Below are 16,346 nucleotides of genomic sequence, written 5' to 3' on the forward strand. Positions count from 1 at the left end.
GGGCAGGGTTGGCGCGCGGGCATGAAATACCTGTTCGTGCATCAGAACTTTCCCGCCCAGTTCGTGCACCTGCTGCGTGACCTGCGCGCACGTGGTGGCAACGAGATCGTCTTCATAAGCGAATCGGGGCACGGGCGGATGGAGGGCGTAAGGCGCGTCCTGTACCGCATGCCGCCGCCCGCGCGGGTGGACGGGCCCGCCCCGGTGGCGGAACTGGCGCGCGGCATGCAGCGCGCGGCCGAGGTGGCGCGCGCCGCGCGTACCCTGCGCGGGCTGGGTTACGTGCCTGACATCATCATCGGCCATCATGGCTGGGGCGAGATGCTGGATCTGGCCGATGTCTACCCAGGCGTGCCGATGCTGGGCTATTATGAATTCTTCTATCACCCCACCGGGCTGGATGTGGGTTTCGACCCCGAATTCGCCTCGCAGGCCGATGTGGCCCCACTGGTCCGCGCACGCAATACCCTCAACCTGCTGGCCCTTGCCGGGCCCGGCTGGGGGCATACGCCAACCTGCTTCCAGCGCGACACCTATCCCGACTGGGCACGCATGCGCATGACCTGCCTTCCCGAAGGGGTGGATCTGGTCCGCTGCGCACCTGACCCGCAGGCACGCAGGCGCATCTTTACGCTGGGGGACATCACGATACGGCCGGGCGAAAAGCTGGTCACCTACGTTGCGCGTGATCTTGAACCCTATCGCGGCTTCCATGTGTTCATGCGCGCGCTGCCCCGTATCCTTGCCGGGCGGCCGGATGCGCGCGTGGTCATGGTGGGGGGGGACGGTGTCAGTTATGGCGGGCGTGCGCCGGGTGGGGGGACGTGGCGGCAGCACATGCTGGCGGAACTGGGCAGCCTGATCGACCCTGCTCGTGTCCATTTTGCCGGCAGGGTGGAATATGACGGCTTCCGCCGCCTGCTCCAGCGTTCGGATGCGCATGTCTACCTGACATATCCGTTCGTGGTGTCATGGTCGCTGCGTGAAGCCATGGCGTGTGGCTGCGCCATTGTGGGAAGCCGGACCCCGCCGGTGGAGGAATTCCTGCACGATGGCACAACGGCACGGCTGGTCCCGTTCCTTGAGCCCCGGCGGATTGCCGATGGCGTGCTGGAACTGCTGGAGGACGGGCGGCTGGCCCGCAGGCTGCGCGCCGGTGTGCGCGGGCAGGCGGAACGCACGCTGGACATGGGCGACTACATGGCGCGCTATCATGCCCTGATCGGCCAGCTTGTGGCGGGCCGGGGCGAGACGGCCCTGCCGGGCGCGGCCTGACAGCCCGGCCGGTCAGGGCAGGGGCCGTTCGTTCAGGCAGGATTCAAAAAAGGCCACCCTTTTTGGAAAAAGGTGGCCCCAGGACGTCAGCTATTATTGTTTTTCATGTCAGTGAGCTGTTCCGGAACAGCTTCCCGGCATGGTTTACTTGCCAGCCACGGCCTTGATGGATTCAGCAATGATCTCGCCCGCGACCTTCTTGTCGGCCCAGCCGGATACCTTGACCCACTTGCCCTTTTCCAGGTCCTTGTAGCGGGTGAAGAAGTGCTCGATCTCCTTCAGGACGATCTCGGGCAGGTCCTCGAGGGTTTCCACCTTGGAATAGTAGGGGTGCACCTTGTCGTGGGGGACGCAGATGATCTTCTCATCCTGTCCGCTCTCGTCTTCCATCCGCAGCACGCCGATGGGGCGGGCGCGCACGACAACGCCGGGCACCACGGCGGCGGGCATCAGCACCAGCGCGTCGGTCGGGTCGCCATCAGCGGCCAGCGTGTTGGGAATGAAGCCATAGGCAGCGGGATAGACCATGGGCGTGAACAGGATGCGGTCCACCACCAGGGCGCCGCTGTCCTTGTCGATCTCGTACTTGACGCCTGAACCCTGCGGAATTTCGATCACGACGTTGATGTCGTTGGGTACGTCCTTGCCGGGGGAAATCTTCGATACGTCCATTGCTGTTCAGGCCTCCTGCTGCCTGTGTGTGCGTTAAGGGCCACCCCGAAGCAGGGCGGCGTGATCTAACGGGGGATGACGGTATATCTCCCCCCGTTTCCTGTGCAAGTCATGTTCCGCGGTCGGGCGGGCAACCATGAGCCAGATCATGAACCTGTTTTTTTTATGGCGATGGCGACCCGGAAACGGAAAAAATTACGCGGAAAACGGCACGTTGATCTTGCCAAATCCCTCCACATGCGCGAGATCAGGGGCTGCCTGCGCGCCCGTAGCTCAATTGGTTAGAGCGGGCCGCTCATAACGGCTTGGTTGCGGGTTCAAGTCCTGCCGGGCGCAGGCTCTGCCGCATGCGGACCGCATGCCCGCGCCCGACCGTGCCGTGCGGGCGTCTTGCCATCTTTCCTCAGTTATCAGGAGCCGACCATCATGGCCGCCACGCAATATGTCTATGTGATGAAGGACCTGACCAAGGCGTATCCGGGTGGGCGTGAGGTCTTCAAGGGCATCACCCTGTCCTTCCTGCCGGGTGTGAAGATCGGCGTGCTGGGCGTGAACGGCGCGGGCAAGTCCACCCTGCTCAAGATCATGGCGGGCGTGGAAAAGGAATTCGGCGGCGAGGCATGGGCGGCCGAAGGCGCACGCGTGGGCTACCTGGAACAGGAACCCAAGCTGGATGAAAGCCTGACGGTTGGCGAGAACGTGGCGCTGGGCTTTGGCGAACTGAAAAAGGCCGTGGACCGCTTCAACGAGATCTCGATGAAGTTCGCCGAGCCCATGTCCGATGATGAGATGAACACCCTGCTGGCCGAACAGGCCGAACTGCAGGAAGTGATCGATGCGGGCGATGGCTGGGAACTGGACCGCAAGCTCGAGATCGCACTCGAAGCCCTGCGCTGCCCGCCTGCCGACAGCCCGGTCGATAAACTGTCCGGTGGTGAGCGCCGCCGCGTGGCGCTGTGCCGCCTGCTGCTGGAAAAGCCCGACCTGCTGCTGCTCGATGAACCGACCAACCACCTTGATGCCGAAAGTGTATCATGGCTGGAAAAGACGCTGCGTGACTACGAAGGCACCGTGATGGTCATTACCCATGACCGTTACTTCCTCGATAACGTCACCAACTGGATTCTCGAACTCGAGCGCGGCCGTGGCTATCCGTTTGAGGGCAACTACTCCTCCTGGCTGACCCAGAAGCGCAAGCGGCTGGCGCAGGAAGAGAAGGAAGAAAGTGCCCGCCAGCGCGCCCTTGCCGCCGAGCAGGAATGGATCGGTTCCTCCCCCAAGGCGCGACAGGCCAAGAGCAAGTCCCGTATTGCACGGTATGAGGAAATGCTGGCCCAGAATAACGAGAAGGGCGGTGGCGTGGCCGATATCGTCATCCCGCCCGGTCCCCGCCTTGGCGGTACGGTGATCGAGGCCGAGGACCTGCGCAAGGGCTTTGGCAACCGCCTGCTGATCGATGACCTGAACTTCAAGCTGCCGCCGGGTGGCATCGTTGGCGTGATCGGGCCGAACGGTGCGGGCAAGTCCACCCTGTTCAAGATGATCATGGGGCAGGAAACGCCTGATAGCGGCAAGCTGACCATTGGTGAGACGGTAAAGCTGGGCTACGTGGACCAGTCGCGCTTCAGCCTGGATGACGACAAGACCGTGTGGGAGGAAATCTCCGGCGGGACGGATGTCATCTATCTGGGCAAGCGGGCCGTGCCGTCGCGCGCTTACGTGGGTGCCTTCAACTTCAAGGGGCCGGACCAGCAGAAGAAGGTGGGCGTGCTGTCAGGTGGTGAGCGCAACCGCGTACACCTGGCCAAGATGCTGCGGCAGGAAAGCAATGTCATCCTGCTCGATGAGCCGACCAACGATCTTGATGTCGATACCCTGCGCGCGCTGGAGGAGGCCCTGGCCGAATTCGCGGGCTGCGCGGTCATCATCAGCCATGACCGCTGGTTCCTTGACCGTCTGGCAACCCATATCCTTGCCTTTGAAGGCGACAGCCATGTCGAGTGGTTCGAGGGTAACTTCCAGGCGTATGAGGAAGACAAGCGCCGCCGCCTGGGCCCGGATGCGACCGAGCCGAGCCGGATCAAGTACCGCCCCATCGAACGCTGATTCCATTTGCCATCCGTAATCTTATCTGCCTCAATGACGGTCAGGTCTTTACTCCTGCCGTTATGGAGGCAGTCATGGGGTGCAGGAACAGCATACAGACGGCCCGGCTGAGGCTTGATCCCGTTTCATGGACCGATCTGGAAGATGTGGTCAGGCTCAAGGCCAGTGCCGGTGTGACCGGGCGGCTGGCAGGGGGCGTGTGCAATCGTGCCCTGAGCGAACAGGACATGATGACCGACCTCATGACATGGGGGCGGGAGGGTGTCGGCATGTTCGCCGTCCGCCATCAGGGTCATTTCATCGGCCTTGCGGGCGTGCAGCCATCCACCACCACGCCGGACCGTCACGAAATGCAGTTCGCCATCCTGCCGCAGGCCCGCGATACCGCCCTGTCGCGTGAGGCGACCACCATGGCGCTGGCCTTCGCGCATGCGGGGGGCGTGGAGCATGTCATTGCCTATGCAAGGGCGGAGGATATCGTGGCCCGGCAGGTCTTTGGCGGCGCAGGCATGCGTGTGTGCGACATCCCGACACCGCAGGACGGGCACGGGCGCGCGGACATCCTGCTCTATCACAGCACCCGCCCCCGCATGGATGGGGCGCGCATGCACTGAATGAAGGATGCGTGCCGGCGCAGGCCGTTACAGACATAAAAAAAGCCGGTAGCAGTACCGGCTTTCCGGTTATCCGTGCTGTCCTGCCACCATTGCGGGGTGCATGCGGCCCGTCTGGCCGGGCCTAGTGATGGTTGGCGATCTGCTTGTCCAGCGCATGCAGCAGCCCGTCCACATTGCCACCATTGCGCGCGATGAAGGAGCTGTAATCCTGCCGCTGGGTCAGGCGCAGGCTGGCGCCTTCGCCTACCACATCCACCACCTTGGGGCTGCCGCTTGCTGTGCTGATGATCCACTGCGTATCGGCACCGGGCTGGCCGGGGCGGTTGATGACGGTGGAAACCGCAGTGTCATCGCCCGAGGGGGCACTGGAACCCACCACGAAGGTCACGCCACGGTAGTCGCCGATCTTGTCGGTAATGGCGTTGACCAGCACCTGGTGGAACAGCTTGAGGTAGCGGTCCTGCTGATCGGGGGTGGCGGTGCGCCAGTAGCGGCCCAGGCAGTAGCGGCCGATGGCGTCCACATCCACGTACTGGCCCAGAAGCGGCAGGATATCGGCCTTCTTCTTTTCCAGCGGGATGTCGCTGTTGACAATGGCAACCAGCTTGTTGCCAAACATGGTGACAAAGGAGCGGGCCTGCGCGCCGGCATCAACCGCCCATGCTGAAGCAACAGGCATGGCGGCGGACGTTGCTGCCAGCAGAGCCAGTGCGTGGCGACGGGGGATGGATGACTGCATCGCTTTGTCCCTTTTTTATTATCTGGTGTGGTACCAGTCGGGCACGGTGGCCCGATGGTCGTTCTTTATGGCTTCCGCCATCGCCTTGCGCTGCTGCTGGTAGGCACTGCGGATGGTGGCGTAGGGATCAAGCGAATCCTTCATGACCTGGTCCAGCGCGTCGACATTGGTCGCCATGCCGTTGATGGTGCCCATGATGTTATAGGCCCAGTTGAAGGTTAACAGCCCATAACCACGGGGCACGTAGTTCCATGGAGACAGGCCCACATCGATGCCATAGCCCACCCCGTCACGGAAGGAGGACGGGCCGAGCACCGGCAGGAACAGGTAGGGGCCGGAGGGAACGCCCCATGTGGCGAGCGTCAGCCCGGCATCGTTGTCGTGATGCTTGTAGCCCGCGTAATTGGCCACGTCGATCAGGCCGCCAATGCCCGCCGTCATGTTGATGCACCAGCGCACGAAGGCATCGCCCGCACGGCGGGGACGACCGGCGCCCACGTCGTTGAAGAACACCACCGGTTCGTTCATGGTCTGGTACAGGCTGCCGAACGAATTGCGCAGCGGGCGCGGCACGGCCCAGATATAGGCCTTGGCCACCGGGCGCAGGGTGTATTTGTTGGCCCACATGGTCAGGCCGAAGGCCTTGCGGTTCAGCTTTTCGTACTTGTCGTTGGCTTCCTTGTATTCAGCCAGCGCATCGGGGTCCTTTGGCGGCGGGGCCGCGCACGAGGCAAGCCCGAGCAGTCCAAGTGCCACCCCCGCGACGCGAAGCGCCGAACGACGTGGGGACGGGAACGGGCGGGACGACCAAGAATTCGATCCTGTCTCTGCGCGCATACTCGTTTCCGCTTCCCTCTGTCTTCGCTTGCCCGCCATGGCATGGCGGGGTGGCCCAATGCGTTTGCAAGAATCCTGAACCGGGCAATGACGCCCCTTTCCAGCGTCACTCTCTAGCATGGGATGGCTGTTGTGCAATCCGCTTGCCCGGCCAGAGGGAAAGATTGTGCCTGCCCTGCACGGGGCACATGGGCGCGAACCCGCGCCCACGGGGCCTGTCGGCGCATGATGATGGCAGAATTGCCGCGTTGAGTGTGATGTAAAATCCACACGTCCCAAACGTCACGGCACGGGGAGGGTGGCGTCAGATCACGGTTTGTTGAAGCGGAGCGGCCTTCAGCCCATCAGCCGGGGTGCGATCTGGGGAAAGGTATCGGCCAGTTCGCGTATTTCCCGTTTTGACAGCCCTTCCGCCGCCGCATCGACCGGCTCGCCCCCCATGGCCGCGCGCAGCACGCGCAGCGCCGGGCCGGACAGCAGCACGGCGTCACGCATGTAGTCGGTAAAGGCCTCAAATGTCAGCGGGGCCCATTTTTCCACGATCTGCAGGATGGCGTCGGCATAGGCGCGGATTTCGTACTGGGCGTGGCTGTCCGCGCGCAGGCGCAGGAAGTGCAGCAGGTTCCACAGGTTAATCTGCCAGTAGAACTGGGTCATGATGTTGACCGGCAGGTTCATGCGCGCAAGCTCGCGCGCGATGGCGGGGCGGTCCGGGTCACGCCTTTCGCCATGCTCGTCCTCGTTGAGCAGGTCGAGGTAATGGTCGTAGCAGCGCGAAGCGTCGTCACGCAGGATGTCGAGCACCTGCTGCGCCTGCCCGGGTGGCAGGGTGTCGGCGCGGCCCTGCTTGTTGTTCGTGGACTGGGCGGCGATGTCCTCGGGGCGGGGGAAATAGAATTCCTTCTCCAGCACCGAATAGCGTGCCGAATATTCATTGATGCTGGCGGTGCGGTGGCGGAACCACTGGCGGGTGACGAAAATGGGCGCGCGCACATGCAGCTTGAGCACCGCGAGTTCAAACGGGCTGGTGTGGCGGTGGCGCATGAGATAGCGGATCAGCCCCCGGTCATCGGACGTGCTGCGCGTGCCCTTGCCATAGGATACGCGCGCGCCCTGCACGATGCCGCTGTCGCCGCCCATGTAGTCCACCGCGCGGACAAAGCCCGTTTCCAGCACGGGGATGGGGGAATACAGCACGTCTTCCACCGCCGGGACGACAAGGCGGCGGGTCTGCGCCCATCCGGCGCGGGCTGCCTCGATTGCCGATTTCTGCTCACTGGAAAACATGCGTCGTCCCGTCCCGTCTGTGTCGATCATAGCCATAAGGACGCGGCCCATACCATATCCTGCATGGCCTGTCCCGGTCATGCTGCTCTGGTCGGTCTTTGCGGCGGCATCATGACAGGGGCCGGGAGAATTCCGGCGCACATGTTCCCGCGCTGCCTGCGCCCTTGCCAGATGCGGGGGCACGCCCTATATGCGGAAGTGCCGGAGGGGCTTGCCCCTTGGCTATGGCGATAAACGGCGCGTGGAATAAGTGTTGTGGACCCGGGGGCGGTACCCGGCGTCTCCACCAATTTCCCCCCAGATGGGGAACATGGGGACGAAACAGGCTCGACACGCATGGTAAAGACCCGCCTTTTGCCCGGCATTGTACCACCGTTATCGGGCTAAATCACAAGTGCCAACGATAACTCTGAGGTGCTCGCTGTCGCTGCATAAGCGATAAGCGCGGTTCGGGAGGGCACCGGGCAACAGAAGCCCTCCCACCTTTTCCTTTTCCCATGCTAGGCTTGTCCCCGGTATCCGCTTCGTGAAGGGATGCCGCACCCCTGCGGCTTGCCACGCCCCGAAGTTTGACGCACAGCTTGAAGCTGTGGCACGGCGTGGTCCGAACCCGCATGTCTGCAAAAATCCGGCCCGGCGGTCCATCGTCGGGGCGGATGTACGGAGAAGTCCGAAATGTCCGATGATCATGACGAGGAAAACGGTTTTGACACCGCCATCCCCGACAGCCTCATGCCCTATGACTCCTGGATCGAGGATGCCTATCGCCAGGTCATGCTGCGTGCGCTCGAGCACGCTGCCGAACATGGCCTGCCGGGTGATCATCATTTCTACCTGACCTTCCGCACCGACTGGCCCGGTGTCGGCATGCCCGACCGCCTGCGTGCCCAGTACCCGCACGAGATCACGATCGTACTCCAGCACCAGTTCTGGGACCTGAAGGTGGATCGTGCCCGGCAGGTCATCTCGGTCGGGCTGTCATTCGGGGGCGTCGCATCCACGCTGGTCATTCCGGTGGCCGCCGTGTCGGCTTTTGCCGATCCGCATATCCGCCTTGCCCTGCGTTTCAGCGTGCCCGAACAGCCCCCCGTGGCCGACGGCACGCCCAATGTGGTGCCGGTGCAGCCCGCCGGCGCACTGTCTTCCCCCGCGCATGAGGCAGCGCCTCAGGCCGGGCAGGAAGGGGACGCGCAGCCGCAGGAGGCGGAAAGCCCGCAGGTCGTAAGCCTTGCCGCCTTCCGCAGGAAGGGGCCGGGAGGGCCGGGCTGAGCCACATTTTCCATCCGGGCGCGCCGGATGCGCCGGGCGCGCCCTGAACCTGAACGCCGCCACCCGGAAACAATCCGGGGGAACAGGCAGGAGACGTCCGTTGAATGTATCCGCACCCACGCGCAAGCCATTTGTCTATGGCCCGCTCTTTCCGCTGCATGATGATGACACACCGTGGAAGAAACTGGAGATCGAGGGGATTACAACCTCGGTCCTCGGTGGCCGCACGGTGGTCCATGTCCGGCCCGAGGCCCTGACCGCGCTGGCCGCGCGCGCGTTCAATGACGTGGCGCACCTGCTGCGCCCCGGCCATCTGGCCCAGCTTGCCAAGATCCTCAAAGACCCCGAAGCATCGGAAAACGACCGCTTCGTGGCGCTGGACCTGCTCAAGAACGCCTGCATCGCCGCAGGCGGCGTGCTGCCCATGTGCCAGGATACCGGCACCGCCATCGTGTATGGCAAGAAGGGCCAGCGCGTGTGGGTGGATGGGAACGAGGAGGAAGCCTTCTCCCGCGGGGTGTACGACACCTATACCGGCACCTCGCTGCGCTATTCCCAGATGGCGCCGGTGTCGATGTTCGAGGAAGTGAACACCGGCACCAACCTGCCGGTGCAGTTCCATATCTCGGCAACACCCGGTGACTACCATGCCGAGCAGATGGATCTCATGTTCATCGCCAAGGGTGGCGGGTCGGCCAACAAGACCTTCCTGTTCCAGGAAACCCGCGCCTTGCTGTCCAGCAAGGAAAACCTGCTGAAGTGGCTGGATGGCAAGATCCGCACGCTGGGCACGTCGGCCTGCCCGCCATACCATCTTGCCGTGGTGATCGGTGGGATGTCCGCCGAACAGAACCTCGAGACCGTGAAGCTGGCCTCCACCCGCTGGCTGGACAGCCTGCCGACCGAAGGCAGCGCGCATGGCCACGCCTTCCGTGATCTGGAGATGGAAGAGGAAATCCACAAACTGACCCAGCGCCTGGGCATTGGCGCACAGTTTGGCGGCAAATATTTCTGCCATGACGTGCGTGTGGTGCGCCTGCCGCGCCATGGCGCGTCGCTGCCGGTGGGAATCGGGGTATCATGCTCGGCCGACCGTCAGGTCAAGGCCCGGATCACCGCCGATGGCGTGTTCCTTGAACAGCTTGAGACCGACCCCGCCCGCTTCCTGCCCGAAACCACGGATGAGGATCTGGATGGGGAGGCGGTGCAGATCGACCTGAACCAGCCGATGGACGAGATCCGCCGCAAGCTGTCGCAGTATCCCGTGCGCACCCGCCTGTCGCTGACCGGCACGATGGTGGTGGCGCGTGACATCGCGCATGCCAAATTCCGCGAACGGCTGGAAAAGGGTGAGGGCCTGCCCCAGTATCTCAAGGATCATCCCGTCTATTACGCCGGTCCCGCCAAGACACCCGAAGGCATGCCCACCGGTTCCTTCGGTCCCACCACGGCAGGCCGCATGGACAGCTATGTTGCCATGCTGCAGAAGGCAGGCGGGTCCTATGTCATGCTGGCCAAGGGTAACCGTTCCAAGGCCGTGCGTGAAGCATGCAAGGAATATGGCGGTTTCTACCTTGGCTCCGTCGGTGGTCCGGCCGCCCGCCTGGCGCAGGACTGCATCCGCAAGGTCGAGGTTCTGGAATACCCCGAACTGGGCATGGAAGCGGTATGGAAGATCGAGGTCGAGAATTTTCCGGCCTTTATCGTGATCGACGACAAGGGTAATGATTTTTATGATGGCCTGACCGGCTGAACGCCCCCTGCGGTGCGTCCGGCCCGTCCGTCGGGCCGGACAACCGGAGGGTTAGGGAGCGCCATGCGTTTTACCGTCGATCGTCTTGACCACCTTGTGGTGAGTGTCCGTGATCTGGAGGTCTCGGCCTCATGGTTCCAGCGCGTGCTGGGCATGGAGCGCGAGGAATATGGGCGCAACAACCGCACGGCCCTGAAATTCGGTGGCCAGAAGATCAACCTCCGCCCGCACGGGGCCGAGGGCTGGACCACGGCGGAGGATGCGCTGCCGGGTACCAATGACCTGTGCTTTACCACGGCACTCAACAGCGCCGACGTGATCGAACATCTTGAACAGTGCGGCGTGCGCGTGACCGAAGGCCCGGTGGCCCGCCTTGGCGCGCTGGGGCCGGTCACGTCCGTCTACTGCAATGATCCCGATGGCAACCTGATCGAGATCGCGTCCTATCAGGGATAAGGGCCGGGTGGCGGCACTGCCGCCCCTGCCTGCACCCGCCCGTCCGGCTGCCCGGCGGGGCCTGCATGCCCATGGCAGGGCATGCGGAATGAACAGTGTTCCGGACAATGCCATGGCGGGAGAAGGAACATGAGAGGTCAGGTTCTTCACCATGATCCACGGACCGGAACCGGCCTGATCGGTGGTGATGACGGTAACCGCTACATATTCAGGGGAACGGATGTCCGTTCCGGTTCCGGCGGCCTGTCGAACGGGGTCCGTGTCGATTTCGTGCCTGAAGATGGCAATGCCCGTTCCATTTTCATCATGCCATCCAGCGGCAGTTCCGGTGTCAGCCTGAACCGCGTGGCGGGCGCGTGCGGTGACAGGTCACGTATCGTGGCGGCTGTTCTGGCGTTTTTCCTGGGCTGGATGGGCTTCCACAAATTCTATCTGGGATATGGCCGCGCGGGGCTTGTCATGCTGGTCGCCTCGATGGGCGGCTTCGTGCTGCTGGGGCTGCCGACCTTAATCATGAGCGTCATCGCGCTTGTCGAATGTATTCTCTACCTGACAAAATCGGACAGTGATTTTTACGAGACCCATGTCGCCCATGAAAAGGAATGGTTCTGACCCGACGCGGCACCAGGCGGTGCGGCAGGGGCATGGGCCACCACCGGGGCCGGTCCTGCCGCACGGGGCGCACAGGGTGCCGCTGTCGCCGCCATGGTCTTTCATGGCAGCGTCATGGTTCCGGCGTGTTACTTTGGTTTTTTGCCGTATACGGCGGTCAGCGTGGCCGAGCCGAGGCGGTGCTGGTTGAGCACGAAGCCCACCATGGCGCCCGAGGCATCACTGGGCAGTTCGATGCGTTCGATATCCAGCGCATGGATGGTGAAGATGTAATGATGGTCCGGCCCCGGCGGGGGGGCGGCACCGCCATAGACATTCCCGCCAAAGTCGGTGCGCGTCATCTCGGCGGGTTCGGGCAGGCTGTTGTCACCCGATCCGGCCCCGGCAGGCAGGGAGGACACGGTGGCCGGAATGTTGATCACCACCCAGTGCCACCAGCCCGAGCCGGTGGGCGCGTCGGGATCATACAGGGTGATGGCGAAGCTTTTGGTGCCTTCCGGCGGGTCCTGCCATGCCAGTGGCGGCGAAATGTTGCCGCCGCAATAGCCCATGCCCTCGAACACCTGCGCTTCAGGCAGGCGGTCCCCGTCGTGGAAGGAGCGGCTTGTCAGTGTAAACGTCATGTCGGTTTCCTGCTTTCCACGCGGTGGCCCGCGCGGATCGGGGGTCAACGGTGGCGGTGTGCGTCTTGCGTGGCCGGTCTTACCAGTTCTGGCTGATCAGCCAGAATTCTTCCGATGTCAGGGTAATGGCCTGGTCGCCATTCTTGCTCTCGGCGGCGGCGCGGGCCAGAGCCTCGATGCGCTGGATCATCAGGGTCTTGCGCTGGTAGGTCTCGTTGCGGTCCTGTTCCTCGACCGTTTCCAGCACGTGCAGCGCGGTCTTGCAGGCCTTGGCGATACGGACGGCATCCAGTGCGGCGTAGGACATGGCTCTCTGTCTCCATAGGTTTGGCCGCCCGGCATGGGGCGGGGTAAGGAATTCCCGTGCGGGAATCGCCGTGTCATTGTGACTTCCCCCGTCGTGTCTGTCCAACACCGGCATGCACGGGCACCATGGCTGACCGCTGTGGCGTGCCGGGCGCAGTTCGGGCTGGCAACTGCCGTGGGGATTCCGTAAAGGGAGCCGCATGACGGACCTGGTTTCTGATTTCGATTTCACGCTCCCGCCCGAATGCATCGCCGACCATCCGGCCCGCCCGCGTGACAGCGCGCGGCTGCTCGACGTGCCGGTGGATGGCCCGCTCATGGACCGCCATGTGCGCGACTTGCCCGGCTGCCTGCGCGCGGGCGACATTCTGGTCGCCAACGACACGGCGGTCATCCCCGCCCAGCTCTCCGCCACGCGGGGGGAGGCAAGGATCGGCATCACGCTCGACCGTATCCTGCCCGATGGTACGTGGCATGTGCTGGCGCGCAATGCACGCCGCCTGCATCCCGGGGATACGCTGGCCTTTGGCCAAAGCCCCGTCACGGCGGAAGTGCTGGCGCGCGGCGATGCGGGTGACGTGACCCTGCGCTTCAGCGTGGAGGGGGCGGCCTTCGACCAGTTCCTGCATGATGCGGGCCGTCTGGCGCTGCCCCCCTATATTGCCCGCCCCGATGGCCCGACCGAGCAGGACCGCAGGGACTACGCCACCATCTTCGCCCAGCACCGGGGTGCGGTGGCCGCCCCCACGGCGGGGCTGCACTTCACGCCCGCGCTGCTCGCCGCCCTCGACCATGCCGGTGTGATCCGCCAGACACTGACGCTGCATGTGGGGGCGGGCACGTTCCTGCCCATGCGCAGCGAACAGATTTCCGCCCACCACATGCATGCAGAGCGTGGCACCATCACCCCGCACGCGGCCCGGCGTATCAACGCGGCCCGTGCGGCAGGGGGGCGGATCGTTGCCGTGGGCACGACCTCGCTGCGCCTTCTGGAAAGTGCGACGGACGGGAACGGGGTCGTGCATCCCTTCCATGGCGAGACCGCCATCTTCATCAGGCCCGGCTACCGCTTCCGCGCGGTGGACATGCTGCTGACCAATTTCCACCTGCCGCGCTCCACGCTGTTCATGCTGGTCTGCGCCTTTGGTGGCTACCGCCGCATGCAGGCGGCCTATGCCCATGCCATAGCCAGTGGCTACCGTTTCTATTCGTATGGCGATGCCTGCCTGCTGCATCGCAGTGAGGGAGACCTGCCATGACCGCATTCCGCTGGCGGCCCGAAGCCCGCGATGGCCACGCCCGCGCGGGCTGGCTGGATACCGCGCATGGCAGCGTGGCCACCCCGACCTTCATGCCCGTGGGCACGGTCGGCACCGTCAAGGCCATGACGATGGACAGCGTGCGGTCTACGGGGGCGGGCATCGTGCTGGGCAATACCTATCATCTCATGCTGCGTCCCGGTGCCGAGCGGGTGCGCGAACTGGGCGGGCTGCACCGCTTCATGGACTGGCCCGGGCCGATCCTGACCGATTCGGGCGGGTTCCAGGTCATGTCGCTCGGCCCGCTGCGCAAGCTGGACCAGGACGGCGTGACCTTCCGCTCGCACATTGATGGATCGAAACACCGCCTGACGCCCGAGCGCTCGACCGATATCCAGCATGCGCTCGATGCCACCATCAGCATGTGCTTTGATGAATGCCCCGCCCTGCCTGCCGCCCCCGACGTGATTGCACAATCCATGCGCATGTCCATGCGCTGGGCGGAGCGGTGCCGCACGGCGTTCATCCAGCGCCCCGGTTACGCGCAGTATGGCATCATCCAGGGCGGCACCGAGCCGGACCTGCGCGCCGAGAGCGTGAAGGCGCTGACGGGCATCGGGTTTGAAGGCTACGCCATTGGCGGCCTGGCGGTGGGGGAGGGGCAGGAACTCATGTTCTCCACCCTTGAGGCCACCGTGCCGCTGATACCGGATGCCAGTCCGCGTTACCTCATGGGTGTCGGCACGCCAGACGACCTGCTGGGTGCCGTGGAACGCGGCGTGGACATGTTCGACTGCGTCATGCCCACGCGGGCGGGGCGCACGGCGCGCGCCTATACCGAACGTGGCACGCTCAACCTGCGCAATGCACGCCATGCCACCGATTCGCGGCCCATCTCGCCGCATTGCGACTGCCTGGCGTGTTCGCGCCACAGCCGCGCCTACCTGCACCACTTGTTCCGGGCCAATGAAATTCTCGGCCCGATGCTGCTTACGTGGCATAACCTTGCCTATTACCAGCGGCTCATGCGCGGGATGCGGGCGGCGATTGTCGATGGCGCGTTTGCCGCCCATGCCGGCCACCTGCGCGCCCAGTGGGCGATGGATGACTGGAGCGGTGACGAAATGCCCCATCCCGATTTTCCGCCGGTGCCCTGATGGCAGGCGCGCCGCCCGGCCCTGACCCCGCCCGCATGGCGGCGCGGATTGCCGACCATGCGCGCCATCTGGGGTTTGACGCGGTGGGATTTGTCCCGGCCCGGCTGGATGATGCGGCGCGTGCCCGGCTGGCCATGTTTGTGGAAAACGGATTCGCGGGCAGCATGGGCTGGATGGCGCAGCGCATGGAACAGCGCGGCGACCCGCGCGGCCTGTGGCCCGAAGTCCGCAGCGTGATCGCCCTTGGCCTGAACTACGCGCCCGAAGGCGACCCGCTGGCCACGACCCGCCAGCCCGGGGCAGGCAATATTTCCGTCTATGCCCGCAATCGGGACTACCATGACGTGGTCAAGGGCATGCTCAAGCATCTTGCCCAGTTCGTGGTGAACGAGGGGCGGCGGCAGGGCATGGACGACACGCAGGTGAAGGTATTTGTCGATACCGCCCCGGTCATGGAAAAACCGCTGGCGCAGAATGCGGGGCTGGGCTGGCAGGGCAAGCATACATCGCTTGTCTCGCGCCAGCATGGCAGCTGGCTGTTCCTGGGTGAGATCTATACCACGCTGGACCTGCCGCAATCGGCCCCATCGGGCGGGGGATGCGGCACCTGCACGCGCTGCCTTGTGGCGTGCCCGACCGATGCATTTCCCGAACCCGGCGTGATGGATGCGCGGCGGTGCCTGTCCTACCTGACCATCGAGAACCGCGGGCCGATTCCCCACGCCCTGCGCCCCGCCATGGGCAACCGCATCTATGGCTGTGATGACTGCCTGGCCGTCTGTCCGTGGAACCGCTTCGCACAGGCCACCCGCCACATGAAGCTGGTCGCGCGGGAGGATCTGCGCGCACCCGCGCTGGGGGAACTTGCGGCACTGGATGATGCGGGCTTCCGCGCACGGTTTTCCGGCTCGCCCGTCAAGCGGATCGGGCGGGCACGTTTTGTACGCAACGTGGCGGTGGCCATTGGCAATAGCGGGCAGCCCGCACTCCGCCCCGCGGTCCTACCCCTGTGCACGGACCCTGACCCCGTGGTGGCTGAAGCGGCGCGGTGGGCGGCGGGGCGGCTGCCGCAATGAGCGGGTCCGCCCCCCTGCCGCTGCCCACGCAGCGCGGTGCACGGCTGCTGCACAAGCGCAGCCTCAACCTGTCGGGCCATCGCACCAGCGTGGCACTGGAGCCGGAGTTCTGGCACGCCCTGCGACTGATCGCCCACGGGCGCGGCCTGACGCTGGCGGGGCTGGTGGGGCAGGTTGATGGCCAGCGCCCGCCTGACCGCCCGCTGGCATCGGCATTGCGGGTGGAGGCATTGCGCGAATGGATGCCTGCCCTGCCGGAAATGCCAGATACGGACAGGGAAGATCGGTTGGGTTGACCGTCC

17 protein-coding genes, 1 tRNA gene and 1 other RNA gene are annotated in these 16,346 nt (G+C 64.5%); 13 read left to right on the plus strand and 6 right to left on the minus strand.

Annotated elements, in window-relative coordinates:
- Nucleotides 1-21 precede the first annotated feature (21 nt).
- The gene (locus tag LDL32_RS13170) at nt 22-1,275 is read left to right on the plus strand and encodes a glycosyltransferase (RefSeq protein WP_233068900.1); all 1,254 of its coding nucleotides are present in this window, start codon (nt 22-24) and stop codon (nt 1,273-1,275) included.
- A gap of 144 nt (nt 1,276-1,419) precedes the next feature.
- On the opposite strand, the gene ppa is transcribed toward LDL32_RS13170, so the two are convergent.
- Complete coding sequence (gene ppa, locus LDL32_RS13175) at nt 1,420-1,947, minus strand: inorganic diphosphatase (protein ID WP_233067651.1); 528 nt, start codon at nt 1,945-1,947, stop codon at nt 1,420-1,422.
- Between the two features lie 262 nt (nt 1,948-2,209).
- On the opposite strand from ppa, the gene LDL32_RS13180 reads away from it, so the two are divergent.
- The 3 genes from LDL32_RS13180 (at nt 2,210) to LDL32_RS13190 (ending at nt 4,667) form a co-directional block, all read left to right on the plus strand.
- Nucleotides 2,210-2,283, plus strand: a tRNA-Ile gene (locus LDL32_RS13180).
- A 90-nt stretch (nt 2,284-2,373) separates the two neighbouring features.
- Nucleotides 2,374-4,053: an energy-dependent translational throttle protein EttA gene (ettA, locus tag LDL32_RS13185; RefSeq protein WP_233067653.1), complete on the plus strand. Its 1,680-nt coding sequence runs from the start codon at nt 2,374-2,376 to the stop codon at nt 4,051-4,053.
- 74 nt (nt 4,054-4,127) lie between these two features.
- Nucleotides 4,128-4,667 carry a GNAT family N-acetyltransferase gene (locus LDL32_RS13190; protein WP_233067654.1) on the plus strand — a complete coding sequence of 180 codons (540 nt, stop codon included), beginning with the start codon at nt 4,128-4,130 and terminating at the stop codon, nt 4,665-4,667.
- 124 nt (nt 4,668-4,791) lie between these two features.
- On the opposite strand, the gene LDL32_RS13195 is transcribed toward LDL32_RS13190, so the two are convergent.
- From LDL32_RS13195 to thyX, 3 genes are all read right to left on the minus strand, one after another.
- The gene (locus LDL32_RS13195; RefSeq protein WP_233067658.1) at nt 4,792-5,409 is read right to left on the minus strand and encodes a phospholipid-binding protein MlaC; all 618 of its coding nucleotides are present in this window, start codon (nt 5,407-5,409) and stop codon (nt 4,792-4,794) included.
- Between the two features lie 18 nt (nt 5,410-5,427).
- Nucleotides 5,428-6,165 carry a VacJ family lipoprotein gene (locus LDL32_RS13200; RefSeq protein ID WP_233068903.1) on the minus strand — a complete coding sequence of 246 codons (738 nt, stop codon included), beginning with the start codon at nt 6,163-6,165 and terminating at the stop codon, nt 5,428-5,430.
- 417 nt (nt 6,166-6,582) lie between these two features.
- Complete coding sequence (gene thyX / locus LDL32_RS13205) at nt 6,583-7,533, minus strand: FAD-dependent thymidylate synthase (protein ID WP_233067661.1); 951 nt, start codon at nt 7,531-7,533, stop codon at nt 6,583-6,585.
- 160 nt (nt 7,534-7,693) lie between these two features.
- Between thyX and ssrA the strand changes: the two genes are divergently transcribed.
- From ssrA to LDL32_RS13230, 5 genes are all read left to right on the plus strand, one after another.
- Nucleotides 7,694-8,017: a transfer-messenger RNA gene (gene ssrA / locus LDL32_RS13210) on the plus strand.
- 191 nt (nt 8,018-8,208) lie between these two features.
- Complete coding sequence (locus LDL32_RS13215) at nt 8,209-8,802, plus strand: SspB family protein (RefSeq protein WP_233067663.1); 594 nt, start codon at nt 8,209-8,211, stop codon at nt 8,800-8,802.
- Between the two features lie 100 nt (nt 8,803-8,902).
- Entirely contained in the window at nt 8,903-10,555 is a 1,653-nt protein-coding gene (locus LDL32_RS13220; RefSeq protein WP_233067665.1) for a fumarate hydratase, read from the plus strand.
- A 63-nt stretch (nt 10,556-10,618) separates the two neighbouring features.
- Complete coding sequence (locus LDL32_RS13225) at nt 10,619-11,011, plus strand: VOC family protein (protein ID WP_233067667.1); 393 nt, start codon at nt 10,619-10,621, stop codon at nt 11,009-11,011.
- A gap of 129 nt (nt 11,012-11,140) precedes the next feature.
- Nucleotides 11,141-11,623, plus strand: coding sequence for a TM2 domain-containing protein (locus LDL32_RS13230; RefSeq protein WP_233067669.1), 483 nt, complete (start codon nt 11,141-11,143; stop codon nt 11,621-11,623).
- Nucleotides 11,624-11,751: 128 nt separating this feature from the next.
- Here LDL32_RS13230 and LDL32_RS13235 read toward each other — a convergent pair whose 3' ends face one another.
- Nucleotides 11,752-12,246, minus strand: coding sequence for a kinase inhibitor (locus LDL32_RS13235; RefSeq protein WP_233067671.1), 495 nt, complete (start codon nt 12,244-12,246; stop codon nt 11,752-11,754).
- A 79-nt stretch (nt 12,247-12,325) separates the two neighbouring features.
- Complete coding sequence (locus tag LDL32_RS13240) at nt 12,326-12,553, minus strand: hypothetical protein (RefSeq protein WP_233067672.1); 228 nt, start codon at nt 12,551-12,553, stop codon at nt 12,326-12,328.
- A 199-nt stretch (nt 12,554-12,752) separates the two neighbouring features.
- Here LDL32_RS13240 and queA point away from each other — a divergent pair, with 199 nt between their 5' ends.
- The 4 genes from queA to LDL32_RS13260 are packed head-to-tail and all read left to right on the plus strand — an operon-like array spanning nt 12,753 to nt 16,340.
- Nucleotides 12,753-13,811: a tRNA preQ1(34) S-adenosylmethionine ribosyltransferase-isomerase QueA gene (gene queA / locus LDL32_RS13245; protein WP_233067674.1), complete on the plus strand. Its 1,059-nt coding sequence runs from the start codon at nt 12,753-12,755 to the stop codon at nt 13,809-13,811.
- On the plus strand, nt 13,808-14,968 hold the full coding sequence (gene tgt, locus LDL32_RS13250) for a tRNA guanosine(34) transglycosylase Tgt (RefSeq protein WP_233067676.1): 1,161 nt from the start codon (nt 13,808-13,810) through the stop codon (nt 14,966-14,968). The genes queA and tgt overlap by 4 nt, the downstream gene beginning before the upstream one ends.
- The gene (gene queG, locus LDL32_RS13255; RefSeq protein WP_233067679.1) at nt 14,968-16,044 is read left to right on the plus strand and encodes a tRNA epoxyqueuosine(34) reductase QueG; all 1,077 of its coding nucleotides are present in this window, start codon (nt 14,968-14,970) and stop codon (nt 16,042-16,044) included. Before tgt ends, queG begins: the two co-directional genes overlap by 1 nt.
- A complete protein-coding gene (locus LDL32_RS13260; RefSeq protein ID WP_233067681.1) occupies nt 16,041-16,340 on the plus strand; it encodes a ribbon-helix-helix domain-containing protein in 300 nt (99 codons plus the stop codon). Before queG ends, LDL32_RS13260 begins: the two co-directional genes overlap by 4 nt.
- Nucleotides 16,341-16,346: the final 6 nt, after the last annotated feature.

It is taken from the genome of Komagataeibacter sp. FNDCF1 (genome assembly GCF_021295335.1).
In the GTDB taxonomy this organism is placed as follows: domain Bacteria; phylum Pseudomonadota; class Alphaproteobacteria; order Acetobacterales; family Acetobacteraceae; genus Komagataeibacter.